The 17,159-nt window shown below is 61.0% G+C and carries 15 protein-coding genes; 8 read left to right on the forward strand and 7 right to left on the reverse strand.

Annotation, left to right across the window (positions count from 1 at the left end; all coding sequences use genetic code 11):
• Window positions 1-126: 126 nt before the first annotated feature.
• The 3 genes from GLL_RS08425 to GLL_RS08435 are packed head-to-tail and all read left to right on the forward strand — an operon-like array spanning window position 127 to window position 2,486.
• On the forward strand, window positions 127-1,842 hold the full coding sequence (locus GLL_RS08425; protein ID WP_011141621.1) for an Rqc2 family fibronectin-binding protein: 1,716 nt from the start codon (window positions 127-129) through the stop codon (window positions 1,840-1,842).
• 25 nt (window positions 1,843-1,867) lie between these two features.
• Complete coding sequence (locus GLL_RS08430) at window positions 1,868-2,089, forward strand: hypothetical protein (protein WP_011141622.1); 222 nt, start codon at window positions 1,868-1,870, stop codon at window positions 2,087-2,089.
• Window positions 2,076-2,486: a nucleotidyl transferase AbiEii/AbiGii toxin family protein gene (locus GLL_RS08435; RefSeq protein WP_011141623.1), complete on the forward strand. Its 411-nt coding sequence runs from the start codon at window positions 2,076-2,078 to the stop codon at window positions 2,484-2,486. Before GLL_RS08430 ends, GLL_RS08435 begins: the two co-directional genes overlap by 14 nt.
• Here the strand turns inward: GLL_RS08435 and GLL_RS08440 are convergent.
• Window positions 2,483-3,307: a M48 family metallopeptidase gene (locus tag GLL_RS08440; protein WP_164928819.1), complete on the reverse strand. Its 825-nt coding sequence runs from the start codon at window positions 3,305-3,307 to the stop codon at window positions 2,483-2,485. The genes GLL_RS08435 and GLL_RS08440 overlap by 4 nt on opposite strands.
• 741 nt (window positions 3,308-4,048) lie before the next feature.
• On the opposite strand from GLL_RS08440, the gene GLL_RS08445 reads away from it, so the two are divergent.
• A complete protein-coding gene (locus tag GLL_RS08445) occupies window positions 4,049-4,666 on the forward strand; it encodes a class I SAM-dependent methyltransferase (protein WP_197530144.1) in 618 nt (205 codons plus the stop codon).
• A 38-nt stretch (window positions 4,667-4,704) separates the two neighbouring features.
• Here the strand turns inward: GLL_RS08445 and GLL_RS08450 are convergent.
• Both GLL_RS08450 and cbiD read right to left on the reverse strand, forming a co-directional pair.
• A protein-coding gene (locus GLL_RS08450) for an IS5 family transposase (RefSeq protein WP_164928820.1) occupies window positions 4,705-5,467 on the reverse strand; the annotation gives its coding sequence in 2 pieces (ribosomal slippage) (window positions 4,705-5,118 and window positions 5,120-5,467; 762 coding nt in all).
• A gap of 60 nt (window positions 5,468-5,527) precedes the next feature.
• Window positions 5,528-6,601 (reverse strand): cobalt-precorrin-5B (C(1))-methyltransferase CbiD, encoded by a 1,074-nt coding sequence (gene cbiD, locus GLL_RS08455; protein WP_011141628.1) that lies wholly within the window; start codon window positions 6,599-6,601, stop codon window positions 5,528-5,530.
• Between the two features lie 222 nt (window positions 6,602-6,823).
• On the opposite strand from cbiD, the gene GLL_RS23430 reads away from it, so the two are divergent.
• Window positions 6,824-12,016, forward strand: a complete 5,193-nt coding sequence (locus GLL_RS23430; protein ID WP_011141629.1) for a caspase family protein — start codon at window positions 6,824-6,826, stop codon at window positions 12,014-12,016.
• A 105-nt stretch (window positions 12,017-12,121) separates the two neighbouring features.
• Here GLL_RS23430 and GLL_RS08465 read toward each other — a convergent pair whose 3' ends face one another.
• A complete protein-coding gene (locus tag GLL_RS08465; protein WP_011141630.1) occupies window positions 12,122-12,727 on the reverse strand; it encodes a hypothetical protein in 606 nt (201 codons plus the stop codon).
• A gap of 107 nt (window positions 12,728-12,834) precedes the next feature.
• A complete protein-coding gene (locus GLL_RS08470; RefSeq protein ID WP_011141631.1) occupies window positions 12,835-13,071 on the reverse strand; it encodes a hypothetical protein in 237 nt (78 codons plus the stop codon).
• Window positions 13,072-13,157: 86 nt separating this feature from the next.
• Here GLL_RS08470 and GLL_RS08475 point away from each other — a divergent pair, with 86 nt between their 5' ends.
• Together GLL_RS08475 and GLL_RS08480 are read left to right on the forward strand one after the other, a co-directional pair.
• Window positions 13,158-13,409 carry a hypothetical protein gene (locus GLL_RS08475; RefSeq protein WP_164928821.1) on the forward strand — a complete coding sequence of 84 codons (252 nt, stop codon included), beginning with the start codon at window positions 13,158-13,160 and terminating at the stop codon, window positions 13,407-13,409.
• A gap of 124 nt (window positions 13,410-13,533) precedes the next feature.
• Entirely contained in the window at window positions 13,534-14,517 is a 984-nt protein-coding gene (locus GLL_RS08480) for a hypothetical protein (protein WP_011141633.1), read from the forward strand.
• Between the two features lie 11 nt (window positions 14,518-14,528).
• On the opposite strand, the gene GLL_RS08485 is transcribed toward GLL_RS08480, so the two are convergent.
• Window positions 14,529-15,005: a hypothetical protein gene (locus tag GLL_RS08485; RefSeq protein ID WP_011141634.1), complete on the reverse strand. Its 477-nt coding sequence runs from the start codon at window positions 15,003-15,005 to the stop codon at window positions 14,529-14,531.
• A gap of 27 nt (window positions 15,006-15,032) precedes the next feature.
• A complete protein-coding gene (locus GLL_RS08490) occupies window positions 15,033-15,782 on the reverse strand; it encodes a cobalt-precorrin-6A reductase (protein WP_164928822.1) in 750 nt (249 codons plus the stop codon).
• A 150-nt stretch (window positions 15,783-15,932) separates the two neighbouring features.
• On the opposite strand from GLL_RS08490, the gene GLL_RS08495 reads away from it, so the two are divergent.
• Window positions 15,933-17,150 carry an ergothioneine biosynthesis protein EgtB gene (locus GLL_RS08495; RefSeq protein ID WP_011141636.1) on the forward strand — a complete coding sequence of 406 codons (1,218 nt, stop codon included), beginning with the start codon at window positions 15,933-15,935 and terminating at the stop codon, window positions 17,148-17,150.
• Window positions 17,151-17,159 lie beyond the last annotated feature (9 nt).

The raw sequence follows: 17,159 nt of genomic DNA on the forward strand, positions 1-17,159 counted from the left end.
TGCGCAGCGTTCCAATCCAATGGGCCGGACGTCCATAAAAGCAGGTACAGCATTTCCCGTATCTCATCGTAACGCGCCCCCCGGCGGTGGGTGCGGCGGGCCGGGCACAAAGGAGTCGGGCTGAGCATGCAAGCGGTCGATTTTACAGCGCTGAGCGCAGCGCGCGCCGAAATCCAATCCGCCTGGATTCCGGCGCGCGTCGAGCAGATTCGCCAGGACGATTACCAGACCATCAAACTGCAGCTGAAGACCTTTGCTGCCCAGCGCTGGCTGGTGGCCAGTTGCCACCCTCAGGCGGCCCGGCTGCACATGGGCGAAGCGAGCCGGGGCAAGGGGGCGCGCTTCTCCTTTGCTTCGACCCTGCATCAGTACCTGGGGGGCCGGGTGCTGGTGCACTGTGTACAGCCGCAATGGGAGCGGATCGTGCGGCTGGGTTTCGCCCGTCGCCCCGAGCAGGAGCCGGAGGTGGAACTGCATGTCGAGGTGATGGGCAAGTACAGCAACATCGTTCTCACCGATCCGAGCGGCCAGATCCTGGCCCTGGCCCACTCGGTCTCGGCCGCCCAGTCGCGGGTGCGGCCTTTGCTGTTGGGAGAAATCTACCAGTCGCCGCCGCCCTTGAGCGGCCCCATCCCCAACCCCGACGAACCCTTTGCAAGCTGGTGCGCCCGGCTTTCGGTGGTGCCCGGTCCTTTTGCCCCCACTTTGTTTAAAGCTTACCGCGGGGTCAGCCAGACCCTTGCCCAGCAGATGCTCGCCGAGGCGCATCTGCCCACAAAAGTGCATATTGCCGAACTTGCAGAAATCGACTGGCGGAGGCTCTGGGAACTCTGGCGGCAGTGGCTCGCCTGCCTAGGCGAGGGCAGCTACCGCCCCGGCTGGACCACCGGCGGCTACACGGTGCTCGGTTGGGATCTGCGCGCTCCCGAGCGCAGCGTGCACACCCTGTTGGATCGCTACTACACCGCCCAGTTGCAGGCGGACCTGCTGCGCGCCCGCCGCTCGCGGTTGCAACAGATCCTCAAAGCGACCCTTGCCAAGGCCGTCAAGCGGCGCGCGGCCCTTGAGCAGATGCTCGCTGGTGCCGCCGAGGGCGAGCGCCACAAGCAGATGGCCGATTTGCTGATGGCTTATCTGCACCAGGGGGCCGAGCCGGGGGCCAGGCGCGTCGTGCTGGAGGACTTCGAAAGCGGCGAACCGGTAACCATTCCCCTCGACCCGACCAAAGATCTGGTGGCCAACGCCCAGGCTTACTACCGCCTGCACCGCAAGGCGAAGCGCGCCCGGCAGGCGGTGACGCCGCTGTTGGAGCAAGCCCGCGAGGAAGTGGCTTATCTGGAGCAAGTCGGTGCCACCGTCGAACTATTGGGCGAGAGCACCGACCTCGAAGCGCTGCTGGAAGTGGAAGAAGAACTGGTCCAGCAGAAGTATGTCGAGGCCAAAGAGAAGCCGGCCACATCCGGTGAGACTGTGCCCTTTCACCGCTTTCTTCTAGAAGGCGAGCGTCTCGTGCTGGTGGGACGCAACAACCGCCAGAACGACCGGCTCACTTTCGAAGTGGCCTCGCCCGCGGATCTGTGGTTTCACGCCCAGGAGATTCCCGGCTCCCACGTGGTGCTCAAGTTGCCCCCCGGCCAGCAGGCCGACCCCGAGCAGATTCAACTGGCGGCCAACGTCGCCGCTTACTTCAGCCAGGCCCGCCAGAGCGCCTTTGTGCCGGTGATCTATACCGAGCGGCGCTTCGTGCGCAAACTCAAAGGCGGCCGTCCCGGCCTGGTCACCTTCCGCGACGAAAAAGTGATCTGGGGCAATCCCAACGCGCTTCCCGACAGAGGAACATAGAATCACCCCAGAGCCCAACTTTTCTATGCCGGAGCCGCAACTCGACATTCCCCAGGAACTGCCTTTGTTGAAGGCGCTCTGTTGGCAGACGGGGAGCACATCCGGTCTGTCGCCGCGCGAGATGTTGCAGATCTACGAACGCGGCTGGCGGTTTCGGGGCGTGCTTGCCGACCTCGGCGAGCAGGAGCGCGAATTCCTCCAGAAATTGATTCACCGCTTTGGCTCGGATCTCGATGTATCCTGCTAAACGAGAACGACACCGCCGCATCCTGGAGATTCTCGCCCGGTTGGATGCCGAATTTCTCGCACGCTGCCGCGCCCTGTTTGGCGGTGGTACGCTCATCAGCCTGCTGCACGGTGAATTTCGGTTGAGTCTGGATATCGACTTTCTCTGTTCGGTGGACGAGGGCTACCGCCTGCTGCGCACAGTGATCGGCGAGCGGGGATACAGGGCTTTGTTTGCAAGCCGAGAGGGCGTCTTGTTGCACAGGGAAATCCGCGCCGACCAGTACGGCGGCGCCCACTGGCAGCTGTTCGGGGCGGGACTGCCCGCGGTGCAGGTGAGCGATCTGTACCTGCCCGCGGACGGCAGCTTCCTGCGCGTCTCGACCTACGGCCGCGGTATCTGGCAGGTGGCGCTCTAGGGTTTGAGGCCCGCTGGCACGCCGTTCGGGTACTGCTGCTTGATCGCCTCGGCGATACGCTCCAGACGTCTATCCGGGTCGGGGTGGGTGCTGAAAAATTCGGGCGGGCGGGCACCTCCCCCGGCCGCCTTCAGCGTGCGCATCACCGCAAGCAGCGAGCGCGGATCGTAGCCCGCCTCGGCCATGTAGGTAATGGCGAGCCGGTCTGACTCCAGTTCGTCCTCGCGGCCGAAGCGCATGTTGACCAGTTGCCCGAGGGCGGCGGCTACCGCGGCGCTGTTGCGGCTGGAGGGGTCGTAGGGGTCGTAGGTGGCGATCACCGCCGCCCCGGTGAGGCCCTGGGTCAACTGCTGCTTGGCCAGTTGCTCGGCGCCGTGGCGGCCCACCACGTGCCCAATCTCGTGGGCGAGGACGCCCGCCAGTTCGCCTTCGCTTTTGAGGCGGCCCAGCAGCGCGCTGGTGATAAAGATCTGGCCCCCGGGCAGGGCAAAGGCGTTCACCGTGCGCGGGTCGTCGAGCAGGTGAAATTTGAAGCGGTAGGGGCTGCGGCTTGCCGCAGTCCCGCGCACGAGCCGCTCGCCGACGCGATCGACCAGTTGCTGGCCCCGAGCGTCGCGCGAGGTGCCGCCGTACTGCCGCTGCAGTTGCGGCAACGCCTGCAATCCGAGGGCGATCTCCTGCTCGGGGGTAATCGTGATGTTTTGCTTCTCGCCGGTGACCGGGTTGACCTGGGTAGAACTGAAGTAAGTAAACAACGCGCCACCGGCCAAAACCAGTGCGATGAGCACGCGAAAGAAACCGCCGCCGGAAGATCTGCCCATGGATGTAACGAATTGGATGGTGTGAAAAGTGGGTGCACCGATTCGATTGAAAACGTGGTCGATCCTACCTATCTGCAATCGGCAGCGACGAGGAACGGGTACCCCTGCGAAGCCGCCGATGTCACGATACAAGTTCACCCGCTCGTGCGCCATCATCCCGGGGACGCACCCGGCGTGCGGTGCACAGCGAGAGCGACGATACCGTAGGTGTAGCGACCAGCAATAGTAGAGGCTCCGACCTGCAATAAGGGCAAAGTGAGCCAGGATTAAATGCAACCAAGCCAACAATGACTGTACCTCGACCTGCAATATTGCAGCTGAGCCAGCATTAATTGCAAATGGCTGGAACCCTTGACAGACTACATTCACGTTGGTAGAGAAAAAGGTAAGAGACCCATCAGGAGATGACAAAACCTGGCTTCGAATCCTATGATCGGCTCTGTTGACTGCTGAAAGGTCGAGCCTTCGTGCATCGACTCTCGTGAGCAGAAGGGTAGGGAGTCGGAGGTTTTCCTGCCCTCCAGTTGCACTTAATCCTAGCCAAGACGGACGATTGCAGGTTGAGGGCGGATGGTTGCAGGTCCGGGTGCATTTATGCCTGGTCCACAGTAATCCCTGGTTGCAATTAACCCCGGTCGAGAATCTCCTTATTGCAGGTTCGGGCCTCTACTATTGCTGGCTGCTAAAGCTAGGCTCCAAGGGCGAAAGGCTCTCAAAAGGGAGTTGACTGAGGTTATGGACATGAAGCAGACGCTGGTAATGGCGATCCGGTCTCAGTTTATGCGGCCCTGCGGGTTTGCAGGCTGGCTCGTCGGATGGGAGATGGCACTGCGGTCGTCGAACCGCAAGCGTAACGTGTGGGCAGTCGGTCTGCTCGGGGTGGAGCCAACCGACCGCGTCCTTGAGATCGGCTTCGGGCCGGGGATCGCGATCCGGGAGCTGAGCCGCCGGGCGACGCACGGCCTTGTGTGTGGCGTCGATCACTCGGAAGTCATGGTCCGGCAAGCGACCAGGCGCAACGCGGACGCCGTACGCGCGGGCCGTGTGGAGCTGCGTTGCGGTTCGGCCGAGCACCTGCCGGCGTTTGAGGAGCCGTTTGCCAAGGTCTTGGCCGTGAACAACATGGGCATGTGGCGCGATCCAGGCGAGCGGCTGAAAGAGCTTCATAGCCTCATGCGGCCCGGAGGACGGATCGCGATCGTCTCCCAGCCGCGGTGCCACGGTGCCACGGCGGAGACAACAGTGGCTGCAGGCCGCGAGATCGCGGCACGTCTCACAGAGGCGGGCTTCACGTGCATCCGATCGGACACGCTTGCGCTCAAACCCCCCGTCGTCTGCGTAATCGGCGAGGTCTCATGAAGACTGCTGTGGTGGACAAGGTCGCCTAGGGCGTGTCATCAATTTAGCCAAACGACCGCCGCTGCAAGATAAACGGCTCCCAGAAAATGGATAGCCCGCTTGTCGTACCGCGTCGCTATCGCCCGATATTGCTTCAGCCTTGCAAAGAAGTTCTCTATCAAGTGCCGCGCTTTGTACAAGTCCTTGTCATACTCCCGCGCCACCTTGCGGTTGCTCTTAGACGGGATTACCGCTGTCTTTCCCGCACACTCAAGCACTTCTATCACCCGCTCATCCGCGTCGTAGCCCTTCTCCCCAATCACCGTCCCAGAGGCCAGACCCACCAAAAGCACATCCGCCCCCTCTAGGTCACTCGCCTGACCTGCCGTCAGATGAAAGCTCAACGGGTTGCCCAAAGCATCGACCGTGGCATGGATCTTCGTACTTAGTCCCCCGCGACTGCGACCGATTGCTTAGAGTCACGCTCCCCCCCTTTGCCCCAGCACTGTGTTGGTGGGCGCGCACAATCGTCGAGTCAATCATCGCGTATTCATTGTCCGCGTCTTGGGCCAGATGCTCGAAGACCCTTTGCCAGACACCCGATTTGGACCAACGGCTGAAGCGGGTGTGCACGACGCGAAAATCGCCGAAGCGGGCGGGCAGGTCTCGCCAGGGAATGCCTGCTCTGTAGCGGAACAGGACGGCTTCGATGAACAAGCGATTGTCTTTAGCGGTGACGCCGACGGTCCCTTCGCGTCCTGGCAGAAGGTCTTTGATGCGTTCCCATTGGTCGTCTCGCAGGGCATAGCGTCTGGTTGTCATGTCTGGAACTTGCGGGAGTAGAGATCTCCTTCAATTTTTTTAGCTAATTGATGACAGGCCCTAGGGTTCGGCCAGCCATTCCGCGGCGGCGCGATCCCGGGCGATTACCCGGCCCTGACGATCCAACAGCATCGTGGCGACGGCCATCGTCCGCTCGGTGTACTTGCGTACGTACTCGACCGACCGACCGCTTACCCGCTCTGCAAGAGCAGCATAGATTTTCTCTGCCCATCCCGCCGCCGCCAACAGGGCGCAGGCGGCATCGGCGGTGGGCGCTTCGAGTACGGTGCGCACCGTCTCGATGTCCGCTCCGGCGGCGACGGCCCCGGCGGCGATTGTCTCCAGCCGCCCGTCGGCGACGTGGCTGCTGGTGTTGAAGATGCCTGCGGCGAGCTTGACGAGCTTGCCCTGGTAACCCAGAAGCAGTACCGACTCGATCCCCAGCATCCCCGCCTCCACCAGCAGCGCTCCAATCCAGTTGCCCGTCTGCACCGTGGCGCCCTGGTCGAGGCCCAGCCGCCCGGCCGCCTGCAGACCGCCTGCACCGATACAAAAAACCAGACGGCGCTCGCGTTCGGCCCGCTCGCGCAGCGCCGCGCGAAAGCTCTCCAGGTGGTCGGCGGCGGACAGCGGCTGCGAGAGACCGCTGGTGCCCAGCAGCGCCAGCCCTTCGAGGATGCCGAAGGCGGCGTTGGAGGTGCGCAAGGCGAGGGCCCGCCCCTCCGGTAAAATAAAGCGCACCGTGGCGGTCCGGCCCGTCGGTACCAGCGGAGCGACGTTCGCCTCCATCAGCTGCCGGGCGTAGCGGTAGATGGCCGCCTCGCCCGCCGCGGTGCGGCCCAGCCCCTCCCCGGCCTCCAACCGCAGCACTTCACCGGTGCCCACCTCCAGGTGCACCCAGGCCCAGACCGGCGTGTGGCGGGTCAGATCCAGGTTGTCGCCCGGATCGCTGCGGGTAACCCCGAGGGCTGTTTCAGCGTCCAGCCGTGCCACCTGCTCGATGGGAATCGCGGCTTGTTCACCCAGCAAATCGAGCTGTACCGATGCGCAGGGCACTTTTTCAATCAAATGGAGCAACGCCGCCCGGGCGGCGGCGGCGGCAAAAACGGGCAAGGTGTAGCCGGTGCGGGACATCAGAATCGGTACGCGCCAGGTAGCGGCGTCGCCCATCTTATGTCACGATCCCATGACAATCAAATCCGCTGCCGCTCGAAGCCATAGAATTCCTTTTATAAAGGGACTACATTTATGATCGCTTAAAAAGCAGCTATCGACGTATCGAAAAGCTTGCTGTGACGTCAAGCCCAGTTTACTTTTCATCGGTTTTTATACCCGCACCTGTGCGAGACGCTCTGCATGTCTCCAGTCGGTATTCGCTCCCCCCAAACCGGGCGTCGTTCGCTTGCCAAGCAGGGCAAGTTGTGGATGCTTTTGGTGGGGATAAACGATTACCAGGACCCGACGTTTGCCGGATTGCGCTACTGCGTGGCCGATTGCCAGGGCATTCACGCCGCCCTGCTCGACGCGACTCCCAACTTCAGCGGCCGTGAGTGCTTTGTCTTTCAAGACCGGGGGGTGAGCGCTCCGCCGGCGGCCGGTGTCCTCGCCGCCCTCGAGCAGATTGCCGAGCGGGCGCAACCGGAGGACACGCTGCTGTTTTATTTTTGCGGCCACGGGGTGATCGACCCGGCCACCCGGCAGGCGGTGCTGTGCCTGGCCGACACCCGCGCCGAGGAACCCGCCGAGACGGGATTGGAGTTGCAGCGGTTGCTCGCCCGGCTCGGCCGCTGCAGCGCCCAGCAGCAACTGGTCTGGATCGACGCCTGCCACAGCGGCGGCATGAGCATCGGGGATCTGGCCGCCGGGGGCGATCCCGGCGGTCCGATGGTGGCGGTGCTGCGCGAGCGGGCCGCCAGAAGCCAGGGCTTCTACGCGATTCTTTCGTGCGACCGCTTCCAGCGCTCCTGGGAATTCAGCGAACTGGGGCACGGTTTGTTTACTTACTTTTTGATGCGCGGCCTGCGGGGAGAGGCCGCCAACTACAAAGGCGAAATCGAAGTCGACCATCTCTACCGCTATGTCTGCCAGCAGGCGCGACTGTACATCGACAACCGCAACCGGCAACTCCGGCTTCTGAACCGCCAGAAGCAGCGCGACGGAGAAACGGATTTTTTTCCGGAGTACCCGCCGCAAACCCCCAAGCGCATCGTCGAAGGTGTAGGCACCCAGGTGATTGGCCTCAAGGTGCCCCAGGAAGAGGCCCGTCCCCTCAGGCGGGCCCTGGTTGTCGATGGGTTTGCAGGCGAGCGGGCCGCCTTTGCCCTCGGCCCGCTCCTGCAGGGATCCGGCGGCTTCGAGGTCGCCTACTGGCCCCAACCGGGCCGCCCCTGGAGCGAAGTGCGCGAGGCGATCAAAACCTGCCTCACCCCCCAGGGGAGCGCCCAGGAGCACGAGACGGTGCTCATCTATTTGCGCGCGCCCATCGAACGCACCGCCGAGGGCGAGACGCTCTGCCTGGGGGGCACGGTGCGCCTCAGTCCTTTCTGGCTGCGCCGCGAGCTGCAGTACAGCGGCGCAGCCCAGCAGATTGTGGTCCTCGACTGCCCCGGGGGTGGCCCCAGCCTCGCCGATTGGACCGACTGCCTGCTGGTCGGTTCTGAGCGCAGCCAGTGCCTGGTGGCCGCCGCCTCGCCGCAGAGCGATCCCGAGCGCTTCTTGCGGGTGCTGCTCGCCACGATCGAGACTGCCGATTCCCAGACGGGCCTGAGTGCGGCAAGCTGGATCGACCGATTGCAAAACGGCCTTACCCAGGCGCGGGTGGGGGTGCACGTCGGTCTCACCGGCGAGACGGGGATCATCGAAATTTTGCCCGCCGCCCGCCAGAATTTCGCTTCCCTTGCCGCCGCGGACCTCAAGCTGTGTCCTTACATGGGCCTCAGAGCGTTTGCAGAGGAGGACGCGCCCTACTACTTTGGCCGCGCGGTCCTCGCGCGCGACTTGCTGTCCCGTCTGGAGCGCCAGGTGTTTGTGGCGGTGGTGGGGGCGAGCGGCAGCGGCAAATCGTCGCTGGTCCAGGCGGGTCTGCTCGCCCAGTTGCGTACCGGCCGCCACATCCCGGGCTCGCAGCACTGGTGGAGTGGCAGCTTCCGTCCGGGAGCGCAGCCGATCGCCGCCCTCAGCCGCCGCCTCGCCGAGGGACACGGCTCAGGCGAGCGCCTGGATGCGGGACAACAGATCGAAGGGTTGTTGCACCTGGGTGCTCAGGGATTGTTGCAGTGGCTGGCCGCTCGCCAGGAGCCGGTGGTGCTGCTGGTGATCGACCAGTTCGAGGAGCTGTTTACCCTCGCCTCACCCCAGGAGCGCCGCGACTTTCTGGCGGTACTGCTCGGGGCGCTGGCTGGGGCGGCGGGGCGCTTGAAGCTGGTCGTCACCCTGCGCGCCGATTTTATCGGTCCTTGTTTGGAGGAGAGCGAGCTTGCCCCGCTGTTGCAGCAGGGCAGCTTTCTGGTGCCGCCGGTGCTGGTGAGTGCCGATTACCGCCAGATCATCTGCAAGCCGGCCCAGCAGGTGAATTTGCAGGTGGAGCCCGAACTGGTGGAGGCGCTGCTCGAGGAATTAAGCGGCTCGGCGGGGGGGCTGCCTTTGCTCGAATTTGCCCTGGAGCAACTCTGGCAGGTGCGCTCGGAGGGCCGCCTGACGTTGCAGGCTTACCGCCAGGAGGTGGGAGGGTTGCAGGGGGCGCTCGAGGCACGCGCCGAGCGGGTCTATGCAGATCTCACGACCGAGGAGCGCGAGTGCGCGCAGTGGATTTTTTTGTCGCTGACCCAGTTGGGCGAAGGCACCGAGGACACCCGCCGCCGGGTGCACAAGTCGGAACTGGTGGTCGAGCGCTATTCACAAGATCTGGTGGAGCGCACGCTGCAGGCGCTCACGGCGGCGAAGCTGGTGGTGGTCGACCTCGAAGAGGGACAACCGGCGGGCACCCGCAGCACGTTCGGCACGGACATCGCCACGGCGGCGGCGCAACTGCGCCGCGAGGTGACGGTCGAGGTGGCCCACGAGGTGCTCATCCGTCACTGGTCGACTTTGCGCTGGTGGCTCGAAGAAAACCGCGCCCGATTGCGGGTGCTGCGCCAGATCGAACAGGCCGCTTTTCTGTGGAACCAAAAGCAGCGCCAGAAGGACTTTTTGCTCCAGGGGGTGCGCCTGTCGGAGGCGGAGGAGCTGATTGGCAAATTCGCCGACCAACTCACGGCAACTGCCCAGCAGTTCGTGGTCGCCTGCCTCGCGGAGCGTGGCGCCCAACGCGCGCAGGAGCGCCGCCGCCTGCGCGTTGCCCAGATAGCCGCCGTGGCGATGGCGATCCTGGCCGCCTTTGCCGCCGTGGCCGGACTATTTGCCTACAAACAGGTCGAGGAGGTGCAGCACAGCCGCATCGACACACTGATTTCAGAATCAAAATTGTTGTTTGCCGACCACAGACAACTGGACGCACTGATCAGTAGTGTGCGTGCAGCGCAGCTGGCACGTCAGTTTTTCTCGGGAGACAAACAACTCAACGAACAGACCGACAGAACGCTGCAAAAAGTGATCTTTAATATTGAGGAAGCCAATCGCCTAGAGGGATACATCGGTACTCCGTTAAGTTGTGACTTCAGCCCGGACGGAAAATTCATCCTCTGCGGAGACTCGCAAGGAAATATCTATCTTCAAAATCGAAGTGGTCAGACTATTAAATCATGGAAAGGGCATGAATCTGTCATTTACAAAGTTGACTTTAGTCCCGACAGTCTACAGTTTGCAACTGCAGGTGAGGATAAGATTATTCGGCTATGGAGCGTGAATGGCGAATTGCTCAAGACACTGAGAGGCCATACCGAGCGAGTGCACAGTATACGCTACAGCTCAAGTGGCAGACTCCTTGCCTCGATGAGTTCAAACTCAATAAAGCTTTGGGATAAAACCGGTAAATTTATACGATCAATCAACCGCAACATTGGCGAAGCCATTGCCTTTGGATGGAGCCCGGATGAAGAGCTGCTCGCCATTCCGATAATAGCAGGAAATTCCGTTGAAATTACAAGTCTTAGCGGACAATTGCTCAGAGTTCTTAAGGGCCATACACAGCCGGTCAATGGCGCCAATTTCAGTCCTGACGGCAATCAAATAGCCTCTTTTAGTTCAGACAAGACTGTACGGCTTTGGAATGCAAAGAGCGGCAAATTTCAGCATGCTTACTCCGGTCATACAGATGCGATTTGGCAAGTCGAATTCAGCCCCGATAGCTCAATATTCGCATCAGCCGGTGAAGACAGGACAGTGCGCTTATGGAGCAAGGACGGCCACAGTTTAAAAATTTTGTCAGGTCATACAGACAGAGTCATGGATGTGCGCTTCAGCCCAGAAGGCACCCATCTCCTCTCAGCAAGCTTTGATAAATCAATTCGCTTATGGCAAGTCAATAATCTCTATAGATTATCTTTTAAAGGTAATGGCTCCGAGGTGCTGTCTATGCGCTTCAGTCCGGTTAATAATCGCGTTCTAGCTGCCGCCGCCAACAAAGATATCTACCTTTGGAGCCATGATGGAAAGTTGATAGCCAAACTCATCGGGCATGAAGATCTGGTTCAGAATTTTGACATACGCCCCGATGGAAAGCAGATTGTCTCAGTAAGCTCCGACCGCACCATTCGTCTTTGGAGTAGCCAAGGAAAGCTGCTTAAAATTTTTCCCAGGCAAACCAACTGGCCTTTCTTTATTCGTTATATCTCCAGTGATATTATTGCTTCGGCAGGCCATGATAATCAGGTACATTTATGGAGCCTGGATGGCTCTTTGCTGCAAACTTTTAAAGGACACACCGATTCGACGACAGGTGCCCTGCTCCTGCAGGACAAGATGGCTAGCTTCAGCTGGGATGGTACTATTCGGCTGTGGCAACTGAATGGCAAACTGATAAAAGTTTTGACAGGACACAAAGGCCAAATTTATAGCTTTGACTTTCAGCCTGCCGATAATATACTGGCTTCCGCCGATTCAGAAGGTGAAATTCGACTCTGGCGCGGCGATGGCAGTCTGCTTGCTGTACTTTCAGGGCATCGGGGCTCTATTTACAATCTAAAGTTCAGCCCGGATGGCCGGATACTAGCCTCCGGGAGCATGGATGGCACGGTGCGTTTGTGGACAGCTAGGGGAAAGTTATTGGCTGTATTGGCACACCATTCCGATTCGATCCGGGATGTTCGCTTCAGCCCGAACGGCAAATACCTCGCAACGGCAAGTGAAGATGGTACTGTGCGCATTTGGAACCTGAAGGGTGACTTGTTATCAACCCTCGATGTTGGTAACAGTGTGACAGCCCTTGCTTTTAGCCCTGACGGCCACACTCTGGCTTCCGGGAGTGCTGACGGCACCCTCGAGCTCTGGAAGCAATGGCGATACAGACCGCATGATGTGCTTGAGTCTGGCTGTCAATGGTTGCAGAACTACACCAGCCTTGCCACGGATGAGAAGGCTGGAGAAGTTGCCCGTGCCTGTAGAAAAAGGTAAGCCCAAGACCAGCTTTCAGGTGCATAAAAACAGCCGATCGGCCGAAAACCCTGGCGGATAATGGTTTTCCTTTGGACATCCCGCACCCGGCACCTAAAACCTGCTCTAGGACGGAATAGTCGGCCACCGACCGTCGTCCGTTAGCCTGTTCATATTCGCCAGTAAACTGTCGGTGGTACTGGCGAGTATCCTCTCAAAATTTTCCGAATCGCTCAGACTTGGCTGCGTAGTGAATCTGGCCATCAGCCCTTCAGGAACAGTACCGGCCAAAAAATACTGGCCTGCCGGATCGTGGGCATAAACATCCGTATTCCCGCTGACGCTGCTCAAGGCGTAATCGTAGCTTTGCCCGTCGGCTTCAAGATAGACCTGCTCCTGTTGAGGAATGCATCTAGTATCAAAGCTTAAATGTCCCCTCCGATCTGCCGTTTCGAAGGACTTAGCGACAAGCTTTCCAGCGTTCAACCGCAGCATAATGGCTGGGCCATCATCAGCAATAGTTACTTCAGTATCCGAATCTAATCTCACCATGGTGATGAGTAATTGAGAACTGTTCTCCACTTCCTGAAGCTCGACTAAAGAGGATCGTGTAAGTAGAATATCGTTCAATTCGAGCACCTGCTCAACACCTTCTTCACAGAATGTTTCTTGATCTGCTTTTATGATTATAGGAAGCTCTGGACCGGCAATTATATGGGTAACTCTCCACATACATCTATTCTCCAGCGATGGCGATACAACTTTATAGTCGCGTTCTGCCTGGAGTATGCAGCTTGAATAAACTTTCTACTTGTATCCTCAACAATTAGAAGTTGATTTCATTTCGAGCTCGACTTGCCTTGAATTGTCACCACTTTAACGTCGACTTTGTTGCACGAATTATCGAGGCAAGTTCCATTAATCTGAGCTTCTCCTTGCCCAAGTATAACTCCTTGGTAGCTGACCATAAGATCTTCGTATTTCTGGTTTTTAATTACATTTGCCATGGCTGGGGTGATGATTTTGTCGTAGTTGGCAACTGTTGGGACAAAAGCGGAGGGCGGATTGGGTACCATGGCACACTGCGCAAACGACCGCCCCAATTCTAACGGCGGGCCTAGGCGCTACAATGAAAGGGACGTTTGTCCATGGGCGCACAGCGATGAAATTTGCAGACCGGCAGAACCACGAGCGCAGGGTACTTAAGGCGATCTACCACCTCACCCTCGAAGACCTCGATCGCGCCACGTTCTTAGGTGAAGTGCAGGCGGCGACGGGTTTGCCCTTCAAAGAAGTGCAGGACGTGTGCAAAGCCCTGCAAAAGTCCGGCTACATCGAGCGGACCAATCTGCGCATTGCCATCACCGACGAGGGAATCGCCCACAGCGAGAAGCTCATCGAACAGAACCGCTGAGGCGAACCGCTTGGTGAGTTGTGTAGATTCCTCATAAAGGCTTTCCCGCCCGGATGGCGCTGGTACACTGTCGCCGTAACCCTCCCGATCCCCGCCCGGGAATCGGTACCAACGCCAAAATTTTATGTATAAGCTACTTTTCTGCCTGCTCCTGCTCGGGACGTTCGCCCAACAGGTGTGGGCGCAAACTTCGCCTCCTATCGAACTGAACGCCACGACTACCAATGCCCGCCACGGCGAAGCGGTGCGCCAGTCGGTGGTCGAGAATTGGCAGCTGCCCCGCCTGATGAGCGATGCCACCGTCCGGGTGCGGGCGACGGTGCTCCTCAGCGGCGCGGTGGTCGAACCGGAACTGGTGAGCGAACTGCCGCCGGGACCGGAACTGGAGGAAGTCCGCCGCAGCTTGAATGAAGCGATCGGCCGCACGGTGGCCGCTGTGCCGCCCGGCCCGATCGAGTTCACGATCACCGTCCGCTCGGGCGGAGCGTACCTGGAAGGATGCTTTCCGCTCAAGGTGTATGTCGATCCGCGCCTGCAAGATAGCCCCGAACCGGTCCCGTCGGTATTGCTCGAAGCAATCGCCAAGTCAACGGAACGCTGGAACCGGCTGATGGCGGGCTTCACGCGCCGCGCGGCGAGCGAGCCTTTTGTAATGGTGGGCGATCCCGAAGCCGCCGATGTGCGCGTCGAGACCTACGAACAGTACCCGGATTTCAGCAGTTATCTGGTAAGTGACGATTCGCGACTGGCGGTCGTGCGGCTGCCCCTCAAGCAGCGGCGCGAGGGCTTGTTTGCGGCGGGCTACCGCTGGCGGCACCCGGAGGTGATCACCCAGCAGGCGATGTTTCAGTTGGGCCGATTGCTCGGTCTCGACCCGACCGCCGTCCCCAACAACGTGCTGTTTCCGGGTGCCTCCTACGCCCTAGAGGCCCGCTCGATCAACGGCTCGACGGAGTTGCTGCACAGCGTCGTGGTACTCGGCAACGGTCCGGATCTCTCGGAGGAAGGCCGCACCGCGCGGACGATCATCCCCCAGCAATTGCGCTCGGCGGAGGTAATGATGCGCATGCACAGCTGCGGCCAGACAGCCGGTCTGCCGCCGCGCTGAAGAGCGGGTCTTCAGTCGCGGCGATCGCGCAACTCTTCTAGGACTTCGCGGATCGTATCGAGCCCATTGCGTGCCCAGTACGCGGATTCTTTGGCGGCCTGGGCAGACTCGCGGGCCGCCTCCGCCGCCGCTCGGGCGGCAGCCAGGTTCTCAGAACTCGCCCGCACCATCTGGGAGACCATCCCGGCCAAGCGGTCGAGGTTGCGGTCGAGCCGGTCGATGCTTTCAGACTGCCTAGCGAGCACCTGGGACTGACGCTCGAAACCGGCCTGAGCCATTTCGGACTGTTGACGAAACCCCTCGCGCATCAGTTCGGACTGTCGACGAAAATCTTCGCGCATCAGTTCGGACTGTTGACGAAACCCCTCGCGAATGCTCTCGGAGTGTTGGCGGAACCCTTCGCGGATACTGAGGTTGGTCTGCTCGACCACCGTAACCAACCGATCCAATCGGGCATCGATGTTGTCCAGGCGTTGCTCAGTGCTCATCGAAAAAAGCGGGACGATACGTCGATTCTACTGATCTAATGCCGGGTGTAAAAATTTCTGGGCAAAGGCCAGAACTTCGGACAAATTGGCTGTCTGGCGGGGATAGGCAAGGGTGGGCCTGGCAATTACCACCAGACGCACGCCCAACTGCCGGGCAACGACTTGCTTGACGTCGACCCCGCCCGCTTCGCCGCCTTCTTTGGTGACCACCGTATCGACAGCGAGCCGTTGCCACAACTCCCGCTCCGCCCCGGCATCTACTGGTGGGCGGGTGAGGATGAGCCGGTTCAGGGCAAAGCCGGCCGAGTGCGCCTGTGCGGCCGATTCGGGCAATACCCGCGCCCAGAGCGCGGCCCGCCCCTGCAAAGGAGCCAGAAGCGGCAGCGCTTTGACGCCCACGGTGAGCAGCACCCGGCGCCCATCGAGCACCTGCGAATGGACGAGCGCTGCGAAATCGGGAAATTGCTCCGTTTCGGGTGCCAGGGACACACTCGGTCGCTCGTAGCGCAAATACGGCAACCCTACGGCCATGGCCAGCCGCGAAATCTGCGCAGCAAAAGGATGGGAAGCATCGACCACCGCCAGGGGCCGGTGGGCGGCCAAAAAAGCCCCCAAGGCTTCGGTGTTGAGGGGACCGACCCCCACCTCCCCCGGCAGACCCGTGTAGAGTCCGGCAGCCCGCGCCGTGGTCACCGTCGCCACCCAGGGAACTCTGGCCCCGGCGAGTGCCTGGGCGATACTGCGACTCTCACTGGTGCCGCCAATCAGCCAGATCATGGACACGAGTGTACCGTGGTGCCAACTCCCGGCGTGACTCCGTGAGATGGGTCACGACCGGCCGGTTATCTGTGATACCGATCATGGGGACCCCCGGCCCCCAGTGGTAGGATCCTGAAGTTTGGGATCGCCGTCGTCTCGGAGTCGAGTGTGGTTCAAGAACCGGTCCAAATTGCCGCCAGTCGCGCCCGTTTTCTGCCGCAGCGGTTATTTGCGACCCGCGAAGCCACCTTCGCCATGCTTGCGGGCGTCGAGCGGGAGCATTTTTGTCGCCAGGCCCACCCCGACTACAGCCCGGTGGGCTGGCATCTGGGGCACATCGCCTTCACCGAGGGGCTCTGGATTCTCGAACGTTGTGCCGGTCTGCCGCGCCCGGCCCCCGAGTTCGGCCGCATCTTCGCCGTCGACGCCCTGCCCAAGGCCCAGCGCACGTCGCTGCCTGCGACCGCCGAAATCTACGGCTATGTGCGGCAAGTGCGCGAACAGGTGCTTGCCTGCCTCGATCGCGAGCCGGGATTGTCCGCAGAAGCGCGGCTGTGGCATTTTCTGGTGCAGCACGAAAGCCAGCACGCCGAGACGATGCGCTGGCTGTTGCAACTATTGACTCCAACTCCGGCCGGGGAGGCCATCTTTTCGGGGGCCGACACCGACGAGATGATCCGCGTCGAGCCGGGAGAAGCGTTGATGGGCAGCGACGCGACCGAAGCCCTCGACAACGAGCGGCCCGCCCGGCAGGTCCATCTCGAAGGCTACTGGATCGACCGCTACCCAGTCACCCAACGGCAATTCCAGGCGTTTATCGACACGGGCGGCTACGGCGAGCCGCACTTCTGGTCAGCAAGCGGCCGGCGTTGGCTTTCTCAGCATCCTGTCCACAGGCCCCTCTACTGGAGCGCTCCCGACGACCGGCCGGTAATGGGTGTGAGCTATTACGAGGCGGAAGCTTACGCCCGTTTCGCCTGCAAGCGGCTACCCACCGAGGCCGAGTGGGAAAAAGCCGCCCGCTACGATCCGACGCGGGGCACTTTTCGTACCTATCCCTGGGGAGAGGTGCCGCCGGAGGCGGGCCGGACCGGCACCGGCCGCGCGGCGGTCGGCATCCATCCGGCCGGGCGCAGTGCCCTGGGGCTGGACGATCTGCTGGGCAACGTTTGGGAGTGGACCGCCACCTGGTTTCACCCTTATCCGGGCTTTGTGAGTTATCCCTACACCGGTTACTCCGCCGCCTACTTCGACGACGGCCACCGGGTGCTCAAAGGCGGAAGCTGGGCGAGTGGTCCGGCGGTACTGCGCCCGAGCTTTCGCAACTGGTATGAACCCGCTCAGCGGGTGCCCTTCGCCGGTTTTCGCTGCGCCCGTTCGCTGTGAGTCCCTATT

It is taken from the genome of Gloeobacter violaceus PCC 7421 (assembly GCF_000011385.1).
GTDB classification, from domain to species: domain Bacteria; phylum Cyanobacteriota; class Cyanobacteriia; order Gloeobacterales; family Gloeobacteraceae; genus Gloeobacter; species Gloeobacter violaceus.

What these genes read in the sequence shown, in the direction of transcription:
- GLL_RS08425 (WP_011141621.1), top strand. Translation starts at nt 127, where the DNA reads ATGCAAGCGGTCGATTTTACAGCGCTGAGCGCAGCGCGCGCCGAAATC.
- GLL_RS08430 (WP_011141622.1), top strand. Translation starts at nt 1,868, where the DNA reads ATGCCGGAGCCGCAACTCGACATTCCCCAGGAACTGCCTTTGTTGAAG.
- GLL_RS08435 (WP_011141623.1), top strand. Translation starts at nt 2,076, where the DNA reads ATGTATCCTGCTAAACGAGAACGACACCGCCGCATCCTGGAGATTCTC.
- GLL_RS08440 (WP_164928819.1), bottom strand. Translation starts at nt 3,307, where the DNA reads ATGGGCAGATCTTCCGGCGGCGGTTTCTTTCGCGTGCTCATCGCACTG.
- GLL_RS08445 (WP_197530144.1), top strand. Translation starts at nt 4,049, where the DNA reads ATGAAGCAGACGCTGGTAATGGCGATCCGGTCTCAGTTTATGCGGCCC.
- cbiD (WP_011141628.1), bottom strand. Translation starts at nt 6,601, where the DNA reads ATGTCCCGCACCGGCTACACCTTGCCCGTTTTTGCCGCCGCCGCCGCC.
- GLL_RS23430 (WP_011141629.1), top strand. Translation starts at nt 6,824, where the DNA reads ATGTCTCCAGTCGGTATTCGCTCCCCCCAAACCGGGCGTCGTTCGCTT.
- GLL_RS08465 (WP_011141630.1), bottom strand. Translation starts at nt 12,727, where the DNA reads ATGTGGAGAGTTACCCATATAATTGCCGGTCCAGAGCTTCCTATAATC.
- GLL_RS08470 (WP_011141631.1), bottom strand. Translation starts at nt 13,071, where the DNA reads ATGGTACCCAATCCGCCCTCCGCTTTTGTCCCAACAGTTGCCAACTAC.
- GLL_RS08475 (WP_164928821.1), top strand. Translation starts at nt 13,158, where the DNA reads ATGAAATTTGCAGACCGGCAGAACCACGAGCGCAGGGTACTTAAGGCG.
- GLL_RS08480 (WP_011141633.1), top strand. Translation starts at nt 13,534, where the DNA reads ATGTATAAGCTACTTTTCTGCCTGCTCCTGCTCGGGACGTTCGCCCAA.
- GLL_RS08485 (WP_011141634.1), bottom strand. Translation starts at nt 15,005, where the DNA reads ATGAGCACTGAGCAACGCCTGGACAACATCGATGCCCGATTGGATCGG.
- GLL_RS08490 (WP_164928822.1), bottom strand. Translation starts at nt 15,782, where the DNA reads ATGATCTGGCTGATTGGCGGCACCAGTGAGAGTCGCAGTATCGCCCAG.